This window comes from Flavobacterium odoriferum (assembly GCF_025499515.1).
Taxonomy (GTDB): Bacteria; Bacteroidota; Bacteroidia; order Flavobacteriales; family Flavobacteriaceae; genus Flavobacterium; species Flavobacterium odoriferum.
Genome location: NZ_JAMKFA010000027.1, coordinates 1 through 19,213, shown reverse-complemented (window position 1 = coordinate 19,213; position 19,213 = coordinate 1). Strand labels below are relative to the sequence as shown.

The 19,213-nt window shown below is 31.7% G+C and carries 17 protein-coding genes and 1 pseudogene; 1 reads left to right on the top strand and 17 read right to left on the bottom strand.

The window, feature by feature from the left end; all coding sequences use genetic code 11:
• Positions 1 to 536: 536 nt before the first annotated feature.
• Both M9Q43_RS13710 and M9Q43_RS13705 read right to left on the bottom strand, forming a co-directional pair.
• Positions 537 to 1,088 (bottom strand): SOS response-associated peptidase, encoded by a 552-nt coding sequence (locus tag M9Q43_RS13710; RefSeq protein WP_262319430.1) that lies wholly within the window; start codon positions 1,086 to 1,088, stop codon positions 537 to 539.
• A gap of 259 nt (positions 1,089 to 1,347) precedes the next feature.
• Positions 1,348 to 1,725, bottom strand: a complete 378-nt coding sequence (locus tag M9Q43_RS13705) for a hypothetical protein (RefSeq protein ID WP_262319429.1) — start codon at positions 1,723 to 1,725, stop codon at positions 1,348 to 1,350.
• A 387-nt stretch (positions 1,726 to 2,112) separates the two neighbouring features.
• Here M9Q43_RS13705 and ere(D) point away from each other — a divergent pair, with 387 nt between their 5' ends.
• A complete protein-coding gene (gene ere(D), locus M9Q43_RS13700; RefSeq protein WP_017686219.1) occupies positions 2,113 to 3,339 on the top strand; it encodes an EreD family erythromycin esterase in 1,227 nt (408 codons plus the stop codon).
• Positions 3,340 to 3,542: 203 nt separating this feature from the next.
• Here the strand turns inward: ere(D) and lnu(I) are convergent, their stop codons facing one another.
• From lnu(I) to M9Q43_RS13625, 15 genes and pseudogenes are all read right to left on the bottom strand, one after another.
• Entirely contained in the window at positions 3,543 to 4,313 is a 771-nt protein-coding gene (lnu(I), locus tag M9Q43_RS13695; RefSeq protein WP_147862134.1) for a lincosamide nucleotidyltransferase Lnu(I), read from the bottom strand.
• 243 nt (positions 4,314 to 4,556) lie between these two features.
• The gene (locus tag M9Q43_RS13690; protein WP_262319428.1) at positions 4,557 to 5,816 is read right to left on the bottom strand and encodes a Y-family DNA polymerase; all 1,260 of its coding nucleotides are present in this window, start codon (positions 5,814 to 5,816) and stop codon (positions 4,557 to 4,559) included.
• Between the two features lie 115 nt (positions 5,817 to 5,931).
• On the bottom strand, positions 5,932 to 6,381 hold the full coding sequence (locus tag M9Q43_RS13685) for a LexA family protein (RefSeq protein WP_262319427.1): 450 nt from the start codon (positions 6,379 to 6,381) through the stop codon (positions 5,932 to 5,934).
• Between the two features lie 5 nt (positions 6,382 to 6,386).
• Positions 6,387 to 6,899 carry a hypothetical protein gene (locus tag M9Q43_RS13680; RefSeq protein ID WP_262319426.1) on the bottom strand — a complete coding sequence of 171 codons (513 nt, stop codon included), beginning with the start codon at positions 6,897 to 6,899 and terminating at the stop codon, positions 6,387 to 6,389.
• Between the two features lie 237 nt (positions 6,900 to 7,136).
• Positions 7,137 to 7,673: a PIN domain-containing protein gene (locus M9Q43_RS13675; protein WP_262319425.1), complete on the bottom strand. Its 537-nt coding sequence runs from the start codon at positions 7,671 to 7,673 to the stop codon at positions 7,137 to 7,139.
• Positions 7,663 to 8,013: an STAS-like domain-containing protein gene (locus tag M9Q43_RS13670; protein ID WP_262319424.1), complete on the bottom strand. Its 351-nt coding sequence runs from the start codon at positions 8,011 to 8,013 to the stop codon at positions 7,663 to 7,665. Before M9Q43_RS13670 ends, M9Q43_RS13675 begins: the two co-directional genes overlap by 11 nt.
• Before the next feature lie 37 nt (positions 8,014 to 8,050).
• Positions 8,051 to 8,944: a hypothetical protein gene (locus M9Q43_RS13665; RefSeq protein WP_262319423.1), complete on the bottom strand. Its 894-nt coding sequence runs from the start codon at positions 8,942 to 8,944 to the stop codon at positions 8,051 to 8,053.
• 1 nt (position 8,945) lies between these two features.
• Complete coding sequence (locus M9Q43_RS13660) at positions 8,946 to 9,920, bottom strand: restriction endonuclease (RefSeq protein WP_262319422.1); 975 nt, start codon at positions 9,918 to 9,920, stop codon at positions 8,946 to 8,948.
• Positions 9,921 to 10,023: 103 nt separating this feature from the next.
• Positions 10,024 to 13,128 carry a type I restriction endonuclease subunit R gene (locus tag M9Q43_RS13655; RefSeq protein ID WP_262319421.1) on the bottom strand — a complete coding sequence of 1,035 codons (3,105 nt, stop codon included), beginning with the start codon at positions 13,126 to 13,128 and terminating at the stop codon, positions 10,024 to 10,026.
• A complete protein-coding gene (locus M9Q43_RS13650; protein WP_262319420.1) occupies positions 13,115 to 14,347 on the bottom strand; it encodes an AAA family ATPase in 1,233 nt (410 codons plus the stop codon). Before M9Q43_RS13650 ends, M9Q43_RS13655 begins: the two co-directional genes overlap by 14 nt.
• An 8-nt stretch (positions 14,348 to 14,355) precedes the next feature.
• A complete protein-coding gene (locus M9Q43_RS13645) occupies positions 14,356 to 15,567 on the bottom strand; it encodes a restriction endonuclease subunit S (RefSeq protein ID WP_262319419.1) in 1,212 nt (403 codons plus the stop codon).
• Positions 15,564 to 17,111: a type I restriction-modification system subunit M gene (locus tag M9Q43_RS13640; RefSeq protein WP_262319418.1), complete on the bottom strand. Its 1,548-nt coding sequence runs from the start codon at positions 17,109 to 17,111 to the stop codon at positions 15,564 to 15,566. The genes M9Q43_RS13645 and M9Q43_RS13640 overlap by 4 nt, the downstream gene beginning before the upstream one ends.
• A gap of 231 nt (positions 17,112 to 17,342) precedes the next feature.
• The gene (locus tag M9Q43_RS13635) at positions 17,343 to 18,008 is read right to left on the bottom strand and encodes a hypothetical protein (protein WP_262319417.1); all 666 of its coding nucleotides are present in this window, start codon (positions 18,006 to 18,008) and stop codon (positions 17,343 to 17,345) included.
• Between the two features lie 123 nt (positions 18,009 to 18,131).
• The gene (locus tag M9Q43_RS13630; protein ID WP_262319416.1) at positions 18,132 to 18,791 is read right to left on the bottom strand and encodes an ATPase; all 660 of its coding nucleotides are present in this window, start codon (positions 18,789 to 18,791) and stop codon (positions 18,132 to 18,134) included.
• Positions 18,775 to 19,213 (bottom strand): annotated as a pseudogene (locus M9Q43_RS13625) (transcriptional regulator); the annotation flags it as partial. The gene M9Q43_RS13630 and the pseudogene M9Q43_RS13625, both read right to left, overlap by 17 nt.

Sequence of the window (19,213 nt, the reverse complement as noted above, 5' to 3'; positions counted from 1 at the left end):
CAGTGAACTGGAAATGGGAGGCATTTTCAAAAAACAATGAAAATTACGACAGCGTTAGCGTTCCTATTTATCTTCGGGTGGGTGCGGCTGGGCGCGGATATTTTACATAATAACCCTTATAACTTTCAGGGGGACTGCGTGGGGTGTTGGGAATGAATTATAAGGTTTATTATGTAATAATAGCTTGGGAGTGGTTTTTGTGTGTTTTTAGCGTTTGTTTTTGGATTGGGTGTAAGTGGATAAAAAAAGGCGGACTGTGCGCGAGGGGTTGGGAAAACAGGGAGCCTTTTTTTATTGACTTACTATGGGGAAAACAAGTGCTAAAAACACACAAAATACCACTTATGCGGTGGGGAGCGTTGGACTGGGTGGGCGCAAATAACTTAGCGAAGCGTTCCTATTAGAAAAAGAATCCAAGAAAGCCATTTGCTTACTATTTAGCCCCGATGGGAGTGATACCGTGTTTAACGGACAGCGGGAAAATGGAAACCAAGAATGCCCGAGCCATTCGCTTCATAATATTCTGTATATGATTACTAGAACAAAAGACCTTGTGGAGTAATATCTAATTTGGTTGCAATTAGATTTACTTCATAGGGATAGGCAAAATCATTGATTGGTTCGTGTTGTAACCATTTTGATTCGTCTTCTGGTTTTAGAATTATTGGCATTCTTTTCTTGGTGTTGTGGATTTCTGCCATTAGTTGATTAGCTTGTGTAGTAACAATTGAATAAGTGTCTTTAATTTCTCCAGTGATTTGATTTACCCATTGGGAATAGATTCCTGCAAAAGCAAATAAATCGTCATTACCAATACCAATTTCGTACTTGATTTTATTTTTGCCTTTACTGTCTTGCCATTGCCATTCATAGAAACCATTAGCGATAACCAAACATCTTTTATTAATAGAATTCTTGAATGATGGTTTTTCCTCGATTGTTTCTATTCTTGCGTTTAGTGTAAGTTTTTTGATGTCTTCGTCTTTTGACCAAGAAGGAATTAAACCCCAATTGAAATGTTTAATTAGATTAGGGTTTTCATCTGTGATAACTGGATTTATTCCAAAATCAAAACCATTTATATCCATAGCAGGTTTGAAAAGTTATTTCTTTTCTATAGTAGCTTTAAATCTGTTTTCAACTTCTTGAGCTGTTTTTGTTTGTTTTGAATGAAAGCACATGTTTATATTTTTATGCTTAAAAAGGGATGTTGAACGGTTTCGTATAAGCGTAGTGCGGGATAAGAAGCACTTCACTTTCGGTTTACCACTATGTATATTAATATTCAATTCGTTTAAATTTAGCACTTTAGCCCGCATTACGCTTATACAATGTTGTAGTGCGTTTTTATTGTTTCGTCAAAGTATATTTATCTCCATTTGACTTTGTCATAATCAATAAGTTTCCATTAAAAGTATAAGACCAGTCGCCCCCTAAAATTAGAGTCCAATCAAATTCGGCAGTCCAAGGACAAGAATTTTCAAAGGTCATTACATTTCCTGAATCTGAGTATGTACCGTTACACAAAGCAGGAAATTTCACAGTTTCACTTTCTCCTGTCCAAATCCCATTGTTAAATGTCAACTCTACATTGGAGGTATTTCCGCTTCGTTCAAAGATTCCAATATAATTCCCGTCAATGCTGGTTTCAATGTTATCATCTTCCTTATTACAGCCGAAAGTTGACAAAATTATCAACGATAGAAATAAAAATTTAGCTTTCATTATTTTAGCTTTAAGTGTTAATATTCGTTTTTTAAATGCACTACAACGGGAAACGCATTGGCGAAGTGGCGGATAAATTGAACCGAAAGTTCAATTTAGACCGAACGTAGCCGATGTGTTTACACATCGCTAACTTACAAATAAAAAGCAAATGTGGAACACATTCGGCGTGTAAAAAAGCACAAAAGTTGAGTTTTGCACTTAATCCGCCATTTTGCCAATGCGATGTTATGTGAAGGAATTTTTAGTATCTTTGTATTCAAATAATTCACATTTTATGTATTTCAGCAAGCCTTGGTAATTAAAAATTAAAGTAAATGATTAAATCGTCTTTTTTGAGATGATTACTTTTTAGTACGTTAATTTTTAATTTAAAATAAGGTAATAATGAAAAATATAAAACCTTTAACTTTTCCGTTTAATTCGGAAAATAATACATCTATAAAGCAAAGTCTTTTTCAATTTCGAGAATATTTTGATTCTTCTACAATTGTTGGTTTAGGCGAAAACTCACATTTTATAAAAGAGTTTTTTAAATTCAGACATCAAGTTATTGAGTTTTTAGTAACTGAATGTGATTTTGACACCTTGGCATTTGAGTTTGGTTTTTCTGAAGGATTAGAAGTTGATAAGTGGATAAAATCACAAATTCCATTCGACGATTTGGATAAGTTACTGTCACACTTTTATTATCCAAATGAGTTTAAAGATACTTTGCTATGGCTTCGTCGGTATAATCAAGACAATAATAATCAAATTACCTTTTTGGGTGTTGATATTCCTAAAAATGGAGGTTCTTATTTTCCAAACTTTCACATTGTGTCTGATTATTTACAAAGACTTTCAATCGTTTCTTCTGATGTCTTACAGAAGATTTTAAATCTTGCTGAAAAATTTGATTTCTATTCGACTTCTCAGCTTGCGTTAAATTTATCGCTTTTTGACGAAGCAGAACATAATGAATTAAAAGCATTGCTATTAAAAGTTTACATTCGTTTGGTCACTCTTCAACCAAAACTGGAAAGTTTAGAGTTTCAATCGATACTTCATCAAGTTAAAGGCTTGATTTATATGAATTATAATGCTGATGCTATGGAAAGCTTCATTACTGAAAAGGGAATTGAGGGAGATATGGGAGCAAAAGACCAGTATATGGCAGAAAGTATTGATTGGTTTTTGAAAAATTCACTTGGTAAAAAGATTATTTTAGTTGCCCACAATGCTCACATTCAAAAAACTCCGGTCGATTTTGACGGATTTATTAGTTGTTATCCAATGGGGCAAAGACTTTCGATGACTTTTGGAGAAAAATACAAAGCATTTGCAATAACTAATCTACGTGGAGAAACTGCCGCATTGTATCCTGATAATGATTATCAATTTGGTTTTAGGGTTGATAAATTTCCACTTGATTCTCCAGAGTCGGATTCTGTTGAATTTTTTATGCAGGAATTATCAGGAAAAGAATGCTGTTTAATAATCAATAAAAGTAAGGAATTAAAAAATTGTAGTAAGATTCGTTTTGATTCTATACATCTAAAAACTGAAATAGTAGATTCTTTTGATGGGATTTTCCTAATAGAAAAATCAACTGTTTCAGAAATAGTGGATTGAGAATAATGTAAATTTGATTTCGAAACGGTACTTTCTTTTTTGGAGGTGCCGTTTTATTCTTTCACATAACGGTCAAGTATAAGCGTAGTGCGGGTTTTCGGAGCAATACACTGTCCGCCAACACGAACTTTGATAGATGGCAAAATACTAAATTTTAGCCACTTCGCCCGCATTACGCTTATACAATGTTGGCGGTAGTTTATTTATTCAATTCTCCTTAATACCCCCTTTAATTTTGCTTCAACTCCAAGATTATCAAAAAGTTTTTCAGTCAATGTTAATGTCTTCTTGAAAGCTGTTTTAATATCTGTCGGATCTAATTCTGATGTTGTCTGCTGAAATAACGAATACCAATCTGGATCTATGTCATTTTCCAAGCTTTTTGTTGGACTTTCCCAATGTTTGGTTTGGTATGTTTCAATTCTTATTAACCAAAGTAAATATTTTTGAACATTTGATAAGCTTTGGTAAGCGTGAGCAAATTCCTGTCGTTTAATTAAGTTGCTTGTTGTAAGTAAAACATTCAACAATGATTGGCTCAACCACAGGATATTTTCATTTGTTGTTCGATCAGGTACTTTAGTTTTTATTTCTTTGAGCGTGTTAGTCAATAAATCTTCTTTATCTACTAAAATCATCTTGTCAAAGTCGCTAAACTCTACCAATCCGTCCCACGATTTGATAACTTCCATTTGGTCGTTTGTCAAAAAATGAAACTCCCCCCTTATCATATTTTCAAAAATGGCAACTTCACTTCCAAACTCGTTGGTAAAATATAATGCCAAAGGATGAATTTGGCTTACCCAATTTTCAGCGGAAAATTTTTCTTTATCCTTCAAGAAGATGTAGAATTCAATATCTGAATATTTGTCCCCTTCATTTTTGGTAAATGACCCATACATAAATACGGCAGAAATATTTTTATCATTTTGAGCTATTGACTTTGTTTTGTCAATCATCTGTAACTGTATCATTTTCTAATTTTTTAATATTAACAATCGTACTTTCTACTTAGCGTAGTAAAGGATATTTCAATTCTTATTCTATCTTACAGTTACTTATAGCTTCATTTTCTTGAATGTTTTTCGTTGTTAATCGTTTCTTCAAATTACCGCCAACTCGTTTATATGCGAAACTTTCAATCCACTTTTATACCAAATTGACAAGATTGGCGAAAGTTTTGTATAGTTTTTCTATTTTCAAATATAATGAATCTTTTAAATTTTAATTGTTATTATCTCATCAATTCTTGTTGTGTATGACTTTGATAGTTTTTCTTGTTTCATTTTCCATTGTCTGCCGAGTGATTGATTAGCGAACTTGATTTTGTTTTTGCCGTAGGCTCTATTAAGTTTATCAACTACTGACATTAAAGGCTGATGCTTTGGATTTGAGGTTTTGAATAGTGATAATTGGGTTTGGTCGTTTGGTGTTAAACCCATTACTATTACGCCTGCTTTTTTGTAATTATAGCCTTCTTTGAAAATTGCTTTTAATCCAATTTGGGCATAATTGTTTAACTCGATTGTGGAGTTTGTTGGGAAATCGGTGTTGATTACTATGTTTCTTGAGTATTGTGGTTGGTCCTTTCTGAAATAGTTGGTGTGAAGAAAAACCATAATCATGTTGCAATGGCTGTTTTGTCTTCTTAGTTTTTCGGAACAAGAAGTTGTGAATGTTGCAATGCGTTCAGAAACATCTTCCAGTTTTGTCATTGGTTTTTCAAATGATCTTGTTGTAGCAATCATTTTTTTACTCTTTGGAGTTTCTAAATCCAATGTTGGTTTACCTTCCAATTCGTGTTTTAATCTTAAACCTACAACTGCCATTTCTTTTCTTACCCAATCATCGTGTAATTGAGTGAATTGATACGCATTAAAAACATTAACTGCTTGTAGGCGTTTTGCGTGTTTTCTTCCAATACCCCAAACATCTTCAATTTTAGTCCATTTAAGAGCTTTTATTCTCTTTTCTTCAGTATCTATCACATAGACACTTTTGGTTCGTTCTGGGAACTTCTTCGCTATTTTATTGGCTACTTTAGCTAGTGCTTTTGTTGGTGCAAATCCTACACTGATTGGAATACCTGTATTTTTAGTTACGGTTCTTTGAATCTTAATTCCGTACTCTTCCAGGTTAAAGAATTCAAATCCTTCAAATTTTAGAAACGCTTCATCAATACTATATACTTCAATATCGGGTGTGAAAGTTGAAAGTATGTTCATTACTCTGCTGCTCATATCACCATACAGCGCATAGTTTGAAGAATAGACAAATACATTATTGTCTTCGAATAGTTTTTTGAATTCGAATGCAGGAGCACCCATTGGAATGCCTAATGCTTTAGCTTCGTTAGAACGCGCAATAACACAACCATCATTATTGGAAAGTATTACTACGGGTTTTCCAATTAAATGAGGTTCAAACACTCTTTGACAAGAGGCATAAAAGTTATTGCAGTCTACTAGGGCGAACATTTTTTTTAAGGGATTAGTAATTAGGGATTAGTGATTAGTTTATTTTAAACTTTGTTCAAAAGGAAAGCCTACTATGTAGGAGATACTTTGGCAAGCTCAGTATGACAAACTACGGTTAAAATGTTTTAATGCTATGGATTACTATTCCCCAAATCATTAGTTCGTTTTCTTCTGTAACTTTTATGGGTTTGTAGTCTTCATTTTCGGCAATTAACCAAACTACGTCATTTTCTTTTTTGATTCTTTTTACTGTAAAATCTCCATCTATTTGACAAATCGCTATTTTTCCATCTTGCGGTTCTAAGCTCTTATCAATAATTAATAAATCACCATCGAAAATACCTGCATTCTTCATGGAATCCCCTTTTACTTTAGCGAAAAAAGTACTGTCTTTATGTTTTATTAATTCTCTATTTAAGTCGATAGTTAGCTCAATAAAGTCATCTGCAGGAGAAGGAAATCCGGCACTAATACCTACATCAACATACGGTAGTTCCAATTCTGTTGAGAAATCAGGTGTGTAAAAATCAAACACTTTAGTAGTTTGTAAATTCTTTAGTTTCATATTTCTTAGAATACAATTTTAAAATACTCTTCTTTTGTTTGTAACACTTGTTCAATCTCTAACCAATTTTTATCAGTTAAGACTTCCATATTTCCTGGATCAAAAACTGTGATATGAATTGCATCTGAGCCTAGGTCCTTTACTTTTTGAAATAATAACTTAAAGTATGAATCATCAGCTAGCTTATTGGTATTGTGCATTTCAAATAATGAATCATAATCTAATTCAAAAGGTAAATGAATATAAATATGTTCATCATGAAATAAGAAAGCTTCGTCACCATGAACTAGTACTTTATGTTCTATGTTGCTTTCTTCATAATTGTGAAAGTTGAATTCTATACTTTCAAGTTGATTGTTTGTTACAATTTCCCTTAGTAAATTATTGTTTCTGAATACTTTTAGATTTTGATTTAGTTTGTTAGCTATTAGTTCCAAACTATCATTATCTTCTTGAATATCAAAGTTATTTCTAACTATTAGAACTGGTTCCTTATATGGGTTTTCAAAAGTATTCATGGCAAATTCTATTTTATACAAAGTTACTAAAGAAGTTATTAGCAACGCAAAAATTAATCCTTCGATTTTAACTCAGGACAGGCTATGAAGCAAACGGCAGCATTGATGCTAGGAATACTTGGATACCGATAGCTATCGGCACAGGCTAGGAGCAATTTTTGTGCAGGTGAATGAGGTAGTTTTTATATTTTCAATTATTCAAAACAATTAAACTTTAAATTTTGAATAGATTTTAAATTAAATCCTAATGATTGTTAAATCATCAAATTTTGTAAAATCTGAATCATCACTTACTAATATCCAATTTTTGTTTATACATTCATTATATATTATAGCATCATTATAATCTAAAACTTTGTATGCAGAAAATATATTATTAAAGTTTAATGCATTGAAAGAATCAGGATGTTTCTCAGCAATTTTTAATATTTTGTTATTTACAGTATTTGCTATATCAGACCTTGTATCAATTGCTCTTTTTGTTGAAAAATAATCATTTTTAAAGTTTGCTAATGGATTTTTAGTTTCTTCTTTCCAAAGATTGAAATCTAATCTTAAATATGCATTACTAAATTCTGAAACAATTAAACTATTTACAATAATACTGCCATTTCTACTTAGAATTTTTTCAAATAAAGTAGATGCAACATTTTGTTTAGCTTCATTATATTGAGCAATAGGGCAATAAAGAAACATCCAAATATTATTATCAAAAAAGAAACTCTGATTGGATTTGAAATCAAAATCTTTAGATTGAAAAATTTTATTTGTCATAAAAAGCACTATTGGCAGAATCCTCGAACCCTTTTTTATCTTTAAAATACTCTTTGGCTCTTCTAATAACCATTGAAAAAAGAGGCTTATCTTCCGATTGGACATTAATAACTTTTAAGTTATCATTTAGGAAATCACTTGAAAATTTATCATTACTGTAAAGTTGTCCAATTGCAGCATTTAAAAAAGCTGTAGTTAGGATAGAAATGTCAGTAAAATCAAGAGTTACAGATTTATTTTTAGATAGATAGTTTACAATTTCATTAAATACCTTATCACCAGCATCTGTAGCAACAGCTATATCGCTATCGATAATATTTTTAACAATTAAATTGCTCATATTTATTTGAATTTAATGCAAAGATACAAAATAGTTATTAAAATAAATTATCCCAATCGTCGTCTGTTTCTTCTACTAGTTTATAATGTGAATTGTCGTTTAAATTAAATCTCAAATTAGCTATAGTACCATTAAAGGGATTATTTAATATCATTTTAGTTGATTTACCTCTATGCCATTCCCAAAAACCATCTGATGAAATAATTTGAATTTTACCTTTATTATGCTGAATAAATTGGAAAATTAGATCTAGACCTAAACCACCGGATATATCTCCCGTTTTAGTAGTGTTTCCTTTTTTCATAGCCCATTCAATTGCATCGACTGCCGAAATTGTTTCATTTAAAAATTCTGATACATTTTCTTGAAAGTTTTTTCCTGTATCTACAATTGTTACATTTAATGGTTTTTCCATTCTTTTTGGAAAATATTGACCACATGCATGGATAAAATCGCAAGAGCCGTGAGTTCTAGCATTTTCATATAATTCAAAAATTCTTAGTGTAATATGTTTTCCTAAAAGTTTACTATGCGATGGAAAATCATTTTTACTCAATAATTCTTCTTTTATATAATCTTCAAAATTATTATCATCTTTTTTATCTGCTGGGTTAAATTTTCTATACTTTATAGATGTTTGGTAATTATCAAAAATTTTACCATACCCATATGAAATTAAGAATTCATTTTTCCTTAAAATGGTTTCAACTCTATTGTTAAAATTTACCAATTTTACAATTTTACCGTTTTTCTCTAAAATTTCGATTATGGTGGCTAATATTGCGCATAAATTGGCTTCAAAAAAAAATACATTAGAAAAATCTAATATTATTTCCTTTTCTATGCTTTTGCTAATTCTTGGAATTAAATCTATTAGTTTTTGATAGCCTTCAAAATCTGTTTTTATATCGTCTTCAAATTTTATTATCATTTTAATAAGGCACTAAAGCTTTTTTAAATTTTAATTTATCGGCAAGTTCATCGTTATCATCTTCCCGCATTGCTGCAATAATTTCATCATATTGCCTAATAAAAATATCTATTAATTTGTTACCGTCAATTAAATTTATTGCTACTTTATCTTTGTCTTGTGCATTTTCTATAGCTTTTTTGTCAAACTTACTTAATGTAATAAAACAACCTTGATAATCTTTTTTCATAGCTCCTCTAAAAGCTGCGATATCTTTCCATTTGATACTGTTTGACTCATATCTTTTTACTTGAACTTGTAAGTTAATAGTTGCCATACCATAAATATTTAAAATCCCTTCAAAATCTATACCTCCATCAGCAACGCCACCTTGTTTTTCATCTGTTTTCTCAAAACCTATTGTTTGTAACAAATAACTAACGAGTGTTTCAAACTCGAAACCATCTAATTCTAACAGTTTCTTTTTTATGGTTTCGTGAATATTGAACTCTTGTATTTCTTTTTGTTTTGTATTTGAAACTAAATTATAATGCTTTAATATCTCATTACCATTAGAAAGTGTATACACTGTTAAGCTGCTTCTTAGTGTATTTTGTAATGGAATGCTAAGAATTTGTCTGTCTAATGTATTTGAAAACCATTCTACTTTTTTTCTTAGATAATAACGTGAAGTTGTATCTTTTTCATAGTACACCTCTGAAGTTACTTTACCAACCAATAATCTATTATCTGAATATGGTGTTATTACAATATCATCTATTTTGATATCGTTAATAAAGCGATAAACTTGACCTGCATTTTGATTGACTCTCATGTTTCCATCTTTATGGTAAACTTTTCTATATTCATCTTTTATTTGTTCTCTAGACAAAGTTTTGTCAATCAATTGGTCAAACCAACCAATACCCACATAATTATTTTCTTTAAATGCTTTTGTATATCTACCAAAATCTGATCTTACTACGAATACTTTCATTGCTTATTCTAATATTATTTTTTATACTTCTGTTTGAGCATTATCTAGCATTATAATTTCTTTTCCTATAGTTTTAAAAACAATAACGTAACTTCATTTTACTTTATAATTGCCCTCCAACACCTTTGAATTTCTCCACAAATTCAACAATTTTCTGGTAAACACTTTTCTTCTTAGTCAAATACTGAGGATTTAAAGGACTCATTTTTGGTAAAAGTGCATTTAGTTCTGTTCCAGTATCAGTTGCAAATTCTCGTCTTAATGAGTTAGCAATGTATCGTTTTGCTTCCACTTCATTTAGGTTTTCTTCGGTAATTAATTCGGAAGCTTCTTTTTTCTGTTTTTCTTGTGCATATTTAAAGAATGAATCTATAACATTTGCTTTGTCTTGAATAGTTTCCAGGTCTGTTTCATTGATGAAATCTACAACTAAACTTTCCTTTGCTCTGTTGCCAATACTTGCACGTATTACTCTACGGATTTCTTCTATTAAAGTAGCCTTGTCTTTATTCTTTTTATTATGCTCAAAAATTAATTCTAGAATATAATCAAGATTAATTTCTTGAGATTTCAATAAGTCTATTTCAAAGACAACATCATCCCAATCTATTTTAGATTCTTCAGCTTCTTTGCCACTTTTTTCTCGTCTTAACCATTCACGTATATCATTATAGGTAGAGCGATAATCTTGAATCGTTCGTTCAGGTAATAAACTTATATCTTGCATTACTGCAATATCGTTGTCTGATACAAAGTAAGTTTCTTTAAATTCCTGTATTGCTAGAGCATCATTTAAATCAATTGTTTTAAAAGCCTTTAAATTGGTAAACTCGTCGTAATTCTGCAGGATGTTTTCCACTCGTAAATACTCTCCAAATAATTTTGAGAATTCTTTTTTGTCTTTTTCAGTTACAATTTCATCAGGATTCGGAAATTTTTCACTTAAATCTTTTACGACATCTATGAATCCTCTGCGTGCATGTCCAGTTGCAACATCGGTAAAACCTTCTAAATATTCTTTATAGCTTTTTTCAAGTACTACGTTTTTAGTGTTTTTATCTCCAAACAACGTTATGGCATCTACAGTTGCGGTTTCTAAATCTCTGAAAGTAATAATATTTCCAAAGGTTTTTGTCGCATCATAAATACGATTAGTACGTGAAAAAGCTTGCATTAAACCATGATAACGCAGATTCTTGTCTACAAATAAGGTATTTAATGTTGGAGCATCAAAACCTGTAAGGAACATACCCACCACAATGATAAGGTCAATTTCTTTACTTTTTACACGTTTTGCAAGATCACGGTAATAGTTTTGAAACTCTTTGCTTTCAACACCAAAACTAGTTTTAAACATAGCATTGTAGTCGTTTATAGCTGCTGTTAAAAATTCTTTGGCACTACTATCCAATGCAGTTGGCTCAAAATTTTCATCGACAATTTCACCAATGGCACTCTGCTCTTCATTGGCAGCGTAAGAGAATATTGTTGCAATTTTTAAAGGTTTATCACTTTCTTTTTGCAGGCGGTTTAATTCTTCGTAATAACATTTGGCTGCATCCACACTACTCACAGCAAACATGGCATTAAAGCCTTTGTTTCCACCTTGGTTTCTGTGGGTTTTAATTCTAAAATTCTTATGAATGTATTGCGAAACTTCTTTGATACGCGCAGGATGTAAAAATGCTTTTTTGTTTTCAGCAGCCGTTAATTTCTTTTCATCAAACTCTTTTTCTATACTTTTAAACTGTGGACGTACATCGTTGTAATCTACTTTGAATTTTAATACTTTTTCATCTCTGATTGCATCGGTAATGACATATGAATGTAATTCACGACCAAAAACACTTGAAGTTGTTTCAGCACCCAAAGCATTTTCAGGAAAGATTGGAGTACCCGTAAAACCAAATTGATAGAATTTTTTAAATTTCTTATTCAGGTTCTTTTGTGCTTCGCCAAATTGAGAGCGATGTGCTTCATCAAAAATAAAAACTACTTGTTTTTGATAAATGGCTAAATCACTCTCCGTTTTCATTAGGTTGTTTAGCTTTTGAATGGTTGTGACAATAATTTTATTATCGTCCTTCTCTAGGTTTCTCTTCAATCCTGCTGTACTATCAGAACCGTTTACACTATCAGGTGAAAAGCGTTGGTATTCTTTCATCGTTTGAAAGTCCAAATCTTTACGATCCACTACAAAGAATACTTTATCAATGAAGTCTAATTCAGTGGCCAAACGTGCAGCTTTAAAACTTGTTAATGTTTTTCCTGAACCTGTTGTGTGCCAAATATAACCACCACCTTCTACTTTAGACCAAATTTTAGCTTGAAAAGAACTTTGGATTTTCCACAACATTCTCTCGGTAGCTGCGATTTGATAAGGTCGCATAATTAGTAATGTATCGCTGGTGTCAAAAACTGAATAGGTTAGTAATACATTTAACAACGTACGTTTTTCAAAAAATGTTGTTGTAAAATCTTTAAGATCTTTGATTAGCGTATTATCCGCTTTTGCCCAATTCATTGTAAAGTCGAAACTGTTTTTGTTTCGCTCCACAGTATTCGCAAAATAGCGGCTGTCAGTACCGTTAGAAATTACAAAAATTTGCAAGTATTTAAATAACGAATTTGAACTGTTTAAACTCTCTTTGGTATAGCGATGCACTTGATTAAATGCCTCTCGAATAGCTACTCCACGTTTTTTTAATTCTACTTGAACCAAAGGCAAGCCATTGATTAAAATGGTTACATCATACCGATTGGCATGCGTTCCTTTTTGTTCAAATTGTTTAATTACTTGTACTTTATTTCGAGCTATATTTTTCTTATCAACTAAATAAATGTTTTGGATATGTCCATCGTCAAAAACAAAATCATAGATATAGTTTTCGTGAATTTTTCTTGTTTTATCGATTAGGTTATCGCTTGGTTTATCTAAGTATTCTTCTAAGAAACGAACCCATTCGCTGTCTAAAAACTCCATATTGTTGAGAGCTTGCAATTGCATTCTTGCATTTGCCAACAGCCCTTCTGTAGTATTTAGGTTAGGATTTTCGTACCCTTGATTGATTAGATCCAGGATAAATTCTTTTTCCAGAGCCGCCTCCGTTTGATAAACCATAGATGGTTCATTAACTTCAGAATACTTGGTATATTTATCTAAAACAATAAAATTGTTTGATTCTGCTATGGTTTTATACTGTGTCATTTGATGTAATCAGATTAGAAAATTTGTACTCTCTTTCTAAAAATTCTATCAATTCAATAAATTTAGTTTTATCGTTTTCCTGAACTTCCGCTATTTCTTCACCAGCATGAGCTGAATGACTAGATAAATTTAAAATACGATTTGCGAATGGATCACGTGAACCATCAGGCATCAAAGGCAATAAGCTTTCCCATTTAGAATGCCCTAAAAATGTTGCGGTTTTTTCCAATATATTTCTTAGAAAATTAAAGTGATACTTTTTCACTTCCTCTATTTGCTTGACTTTCTGTAGTTCAAATAGCAGAGAAAGATGATATGAAAAAGGTGTATTTCTACCTATTGGAGAAAGATTAAAAGTTCCATCATTCTTTTTAACTAATTTATACTTACACGACTGATCTTCTTTGTATAGCCATTCTTTTTGTGAACCGTTGTTATCAATAATTTTAGGATTTTTGTTTGGATACTTATTATTTAATTCATTTGAAATCACATTGTAAAACAAAGGATTGTGAGTAGTGATTATAAATTTTAAATCTTTTGATTCACAAGACTTTACTAATTTAGCAACATCCACAGCCAACTCAATTAAATGATTATCATCTAATGAGCTTACAGGGTCATCTATAAAAATATATTTCAGATCGTTAAAAGTTTCTTCATCCCTATCATCTTCTATATACTTCAAAATTCCAACAATCTCAACAAAAAGTGTGTAAAACACACTCCAAATAAAGCATCTTTCTTCTGCTTTAGAAATTTTGATATTGTCAAATCGTTCTGTTCCTTTCAAATATGAAAAAGTAACTTCAGGATAGAATGTTTGATTACGAAGTGCACCATCTACATTAATAACCCTTGTTTGCTCATTAAACAAAGGGTTAAGTTTATCATTAGTATAACGTTGAAAATGATTTATAATATTTTGATCTTGACCTCTATCTCTAATAATCCAATTCGTAAACTCGTTTGAGTGAATTTTCAATATATTATTTTCATCTTCATTTTGCCAATAAAACAAGTCTTCTGAAAATGCATTATAATAAAGCATTTGCTTTTTATTTAAATTCCCTTCGTCTTCCTCCTCATCCTGCCCAAATATTTTTTTGAACTCATTAGATAATTGTGTTTTACCTGTACCATTAAACGCATATATTAATTGCACTTTTTTATTTGCAGCTATTAATTTTTGTGCTATTTCTGTTAAAGTCTGACTCATAAATTATACTAATTATCTTGTGGAAATGCTAATAACAAATCTCTATAGTATTCATATTGTTTTTTACGTAACTCAATTTCTTTTGGTAAACCTTCACGAATTGAATTGGTAAGTGTATCAAATTTATCAAGAATGGATACTATTCGTTCTTGTTCTTCTTGAGAAGGAACAGGAATTAATGCTTTACCTAAACCTCTAGCATTAATTGCAGAAATTTTACCAGAAGATATGTGTTTTTTTATTTGGTCATGGAATTGCTTAGTACGAGTAAAATAAGCTACAAACTTAGGATTTAATGAAGTTTTGTATGAAAAACAAGCATCATGTATTACTACTCCTTCTTCTCCTAACCATGCAGTCCCCATTCCAATATCTTCAATCGTTTCACCTGCTGCAACTATAACAACATCACCTTTTTGAGCTACACGTAGATTTTTACTTTTAACAAGTTCTTCACTCAAAAATGATTTAGTTCTATCTGCCCAAGTACCATAATGTGTATACATTTCACCATAATGAATGACAGGAACTCCCTCTGAAATCAAATCTGTTTTTACAAAACGTTTTCCTCTTTGAAACACTCCAATACTTTCATCATCCATTGGTAAATGTTGTACTTTATTTTTATCAAAGTGGTACAATTTCTCTCTGTAATAACTATATTGCATTTTACGTGCTGTAAGCTCTGCTGTAAGCTCTGCTGTAAGCTCTGCTGTAAGCTCTGTAAACTTATCGAGAATTCCAACTATTTTTTGTTGAATTTCAAGTGATTTTTTTGGATTATTTGGACATGGAATTGGGATTTGGATTTTCGTCATTTGATTACTCATCAATTTAGGATTTCCCATTCCCGAATAAACATGCTTTTTTGCTTCAATAGAAAGCCAGTAAAACAAAAATTTATAGTTTAATTTTTCTAAATCTTTTATTTTTATTAAACCACAAACATTTGTTATAGAAAACTTATCCTTTCTAAAAAAAACAGTTCCTGCATTAGCACCATCGGTAGTCCATGTTACACCTTCACCTTCAAAATCATAAGAATTTATTTTTCCAATTTCTCCATTATTTACAGTTTGGGAACTATAAACAGGATATTCCCCTGCATTATCAATCAAATATTCTTTAGACATTACTCGACCACGACTTAAATTTGCAACCTCTCCCAAAGGTTTCCATTCTACAGTAGCATCATCCAATATTTTATCTAGAAAACTCATGCTTCAATTTCTTTTATAATGGCATTAATATCTATCCGAAGTTTATCTATTTTTAGCACTGTTTTAGCCACTTCGTTGTTTAATACCTCAATGTTAATTTGCTCGCGATTGTCTTTAGCTACAACATAAGAACTTACAGAGAGGTTGTAATCGTTGTTTGCAATTTTAGAATTGTCAACACAAGTTGCTACATATGGTACTTCCTCTTTGCGGTCAAAGATTTCCATTATTTTATCAATATGATTATCTGTCATCATATTGTTATTGGTCACTTTCTTAAAGAAATCTTCACCACTAGCATCAATGAATTGAGTTTTAGTATTGGTCTTATGTTTAGAAAGTACTAGGATTGTTACCGCTATAGAAGTTCCATAAAACAAATTGGGTGCTACTGAAATAATAGTTTCTACAAAGTTGTTATCCACCAAATATTTTCTAATTTTCTGCTCGGCACCGCCACGATAAAAAATACCAGGAAAACAAACAATGGCCGCTCTTCCTTTACTTGACAGATAGCTTAAAGCATGCAGTACAAAAGCAAAATCAGCTTTTGATTTAGGAGCCAAAATCCCTGCAGGAGCAAAACGGTCATCATTTATTAATGTTGGGTCATCATCCCCAATCCATTTTACTGAATAGGGAGGATTAGAAACAATGGCATCAAAAGGTTTGTCGTCAATAAAATGCGGATGATGCAATGTGTCGCCTAAAGCTATATTGAACTTGTCGTAATTAATGTTGTGTAAAAACATGTTCATACGAGCCAGGTTATAAGTGGTATGGTTTATTTCTTGACCAAAGAAACCTTCTTCAATGATGTGGTTATCAAAGTGTTTTTTTGCTTGTAACAACAGTGAACCTGAACCAGCTGCCGGATCATAAATTTTATTCACCTTTTCTTGTTTGTGCATTGCCAATTGTGCAATTAGTTTTGACACGTGCACTGGTGTAAAAAACTCACCACCTGATTTACCCGCATTAGCTGCATAATTGCCAATTAGAAATTCATAAGCATCACCAAAAAGTTCTATTTCGCTATCTTCAAAATTACCAAAATTTAGTTCCTCAACCCCTTTCAAAACAGCTGCTAAACGACTGTTTTTGTTTTCTACTGTGTTACCCAAGCGAGTACTGGTAGTATCGAAATCGGCAAATAAACCTTTTATATCTTCTTCTGATGGATACCCATTTGCAGAACTTTCAATGGCATTAAATATTGCTTTTAAATCGGTATTTAAGTTTGGATTGGTGTTAGCCGTTTTGGTAACATTTATAAACAATTGACTTGGATAAATGAAATATCCCTTTGTTTTAACAGCATCGTCTATTATTTCAGGTGTTATTACCTTATCTGATATGTTGGCGTAATCAATACTGTCATCACCACCTTCTATGTATTTTGTAAAATTTTCACTGATAAATCGATAGAAAAGTGCTCCCAATACAAAGTGTTTGAAATCCCATCCATCAACTGAACCTCTTACTTCATTGGCAATTTTCCATATCTTGGCTTGTAATTCTGCTCTTTGTGCTGTGCTTGTCATGTTATATTGTAAATAATTATTTTAAGACTCTATATTTTAGTAGAATAAATTTAAAAACACTAAAAATTGTTTTTTGGCAATTGGTTGTAAATATATAAAAATCCAATCGAAAGAAAAATGTTGAATTATATGAATTAAACCCATTTAGAAAGTAAACCCATTTTAAATGTTTAAATAATCAAATGTAATGTGTTGATAGTTCTATACTTGAATCACATATTTCATAATAATTTACTCAAAGAATATTTTTAATTTTCTACTGTAATTGATTTTTGCGAGATAGTCTATGAATTCTGGGAGTTCAGAGAGTGATAGTAAGCCGTTTGTGTTTCTTGGTAAAGGTTTGAAGTGGACTTCTTTGATGTGCTTTTTGAAGATTATTTCACCCAAAGTAAAACGCAATAATGATTTTACATATTTTTTTGAATATACCTTGTCTTCATTTGAAATGTTTTCAGGCATATAAAGCGTTAGTATAATTTTTTTACTAGCTGTATTGTAGTCTTCTAACTTGATTAAAATTGATTTAATCATCTCTATCATTTTGTCTGAAAATTGGTTTTTGTTTTCGGCACATAATGGCTTTAGAAATGTGTGAGCTGTGAAGTATTCTAATCTTGGTGCTTTTTCTCCTAACGCAATGATTTTAGGAAATAGTTTACGATATCCGTGAGCTGAAAATAAAACACAAAATTTGTTAGGTTGATTGTTTTGCATGTAAATGTAGATGACTATTCTTTTTGAGATATAGTTGAGGTTTCTTTGGATGTGAAAGAAAACTTCTTCTTTGTCAATTTCTAATTTGCAAGCATGGTAGATGGCTTGTTCGTTATCTTGGAACCAGTTCCAAAAGTTTTGGATGGTTTTTATTTGGCGAGGGTTTAGTTGTTTGTTCATTTTGTTTCAAGTTTAAGGTTTCAGGTTGTGGTTTTAAGCTGCGCTTAAAAGAGTAAGCCTACTTCGTAGGAGATACTTCGACAAGCTCAGTATGACAATTCAATTCTTTAGAAATATTGAAAATTATCTTTTATCCCTAGATTCATTGCTGAAGGTGATTAGGTTGAACATTGACCTCATCCTTGAGCGGAGGCGGTTGCCGTAAAGTGCTTCGATTTCGCTGGCGGAGAGGTTTGTGGTAATGTGGGTGACGGATTGATTTTGAACGAAGTCTTCGTAGCGTGAAATGATTATTTCTGCCATTACGTTGAGGTCGTTGCCGTAGTGTTTTATGTTTTGTTCTGCTCCTAAGTCGTCGAAACAGTAGCCGGTTAAACGTGTTTGCGTGTGTTCTTTTTGGGTATAATGATGAAGTGATTCGAAGCCGTTTTTTGCGAATTCGAATGATATTTCTCTACATGTTTTGATTTTGTAGTCGTGTTTGTGGTAAAAAAATGGTCGAATTAACGCCATAATTGACGTTTTCCCGCATCCAATTGGTCCCGACAACAAAATACCTTTGTTGAGGTCTAAATCGAGCTCTAAAGCCTTTTTTTCGTCTCGAATGGCATAAATTACCAATTTGAGAATGGTTTGATGGTCAATGGTTTCAATTTTGAAATAACGACCATAGGAGCGTTTGCCCTGGTACTCGATGTAGTTTAAGCACCAATTGAAGTTGTAAACTTTGATTCCGTTTTGAATAACGAAAGTGTCTTTGATGGTGTTAAAGTGCTTCTCCATAGTTTTTTTGATTTGTTACGTGAAGGTGGTTTGGATTTAGATTAATGGTTTTGGTTTCTGTACGAACTGAAGTATTCGGTTTGTTTCCAAACTTCTTTGTGTTAAGCATCCAATTTCTTGCTGCAGCTTTCCAGTCTTTCATTTTGGTTCTGCCACCGACTAACCAGCCGTTGCTTTCGAAGTAGTTGAAAAAGCGTTGTGCTTCGACTTCGGGAAAGTTTTTTTCGAGGAAATAGATTTGGGTTTCTTCGAGAGTGGGTTTTGATTTCTCAATTTCAACTTTCTTCTTTTTTTCGCGCAACTTTTTTTCTTCTTTGAGTTCAACTTTTAAATCCTTTTCTTCAACCTCATCAAAAATTGAATTTGTAAAAATTAATTTTTTTTCATTTTTTGAAATTTCTTGCTTAGCTAAGTTTATAATG

Bases quoted from the DNA above. Each gene is read 5' to 3' on its own strand.
- M9Q43_RS13710 (WP_262319430.1), bottom strand. From the start codon at position 1,088: ATGGATATAAATGGTTTTGATTTTGGAATAAATCCAGTTATCACAGAT.
- M9Q43_RS13705 (WP_262319429.1), bottom strand. From the start codon at position 1,725: ATGAAAGCTAAATTTTTATTTCTATCGTTGATAATTTTGTCAACTTTC.
- M9Q43_RS13690 (WP_262319428.1), bottom strand. From the start codon at position 5,816: ATGTTCGCCCTAGTAGACTGCAATAACTTTTATGCCTCTTGTCAAAGA.
- M9Q43_RS13685 (WP_262319427.1), bottom strand. From the start codon at position 6,381: ATGAAACTAAAGAATTTACAAACTACTAAAGTGTTTGATTTTTACACA.
- M9Q43_RS13680 (WP_262319426.1), bottom strand. From the start codon at position 6,899: ATGAATACTTTTGAAAACCCATATAAGGAACCAGTTCTAATAGTTAGA.
- M9Q43_RS13675 (WP_262319425.1), bottom strand. From the start codon at position 7,673: ATGACAAATAAAATTTTTCAATCTAAAGATTTTGATTTCAAATCCAAT.
- M9Q43_RS13670 (WP_262319424.1), bottom strand. From the start codon at position 8,013: ATGAGCAATTTAATTGTTAAAAATATTATCGATAGCGATATAGCTGTT.
- M9Q43_RS13665 (WP_262319423.1), bottom strand. From the start codon at position 8,944: ATGATAATAAAATTTGAAGACGATATAAAAACAGATTTTGAAGGCTAT.
- M9Q43_RS13660 (WP_262319422.1), bottom strand. From the start codon at position 9,920: ATGAAAGTATTCGTAGTAAGATCAGATTTTGGTAGATATACAAAAGCA.
- M9Q43_RS13655 (WP_262319421.1), bottom strand. From the start codon at position 13,128: ATGACACAGTATAAAACCATAGCAGAATCAAACAATTTTATTGTTTTA.
- M9Q43_RS13650 (WP_262319420.1), bottom strand. From the start codon at position 14,347: ATGAGTCAGACTTTAACAGAAATAGCACAAAAATTAATAGCTGCAAAT.
- M9Q43_RS13645 (WP_262319419.1), bottom strand. From the start codon at position 15,567: ATGAGTTTTCTAGATAAAATATTGGATGATGCTACTGTAGAATGGAAA.
- M9Q43_RS13640 (WP_262319418.1), bottom strand. From the start codon at position 17,111: ATGACAAGCACAGCACAAAGAGCAGAATTACAAGCCAAGATATGGAAA.
- M9Q43_RS13635 (WP_262319417.1), bottom strand. From the start codon at position 18,008: ATGAACAAACAACTAAACCCTCGCCAAATAAAAACCATCCAAAACTTT.
- M9Q43_RS13630 (WP_262319416.1), bottom strand. From the start codon at position 18,791: ATGGAGAAGCACTTTAACACCATCAAAGACACTTTCGTTATTCAAAAC.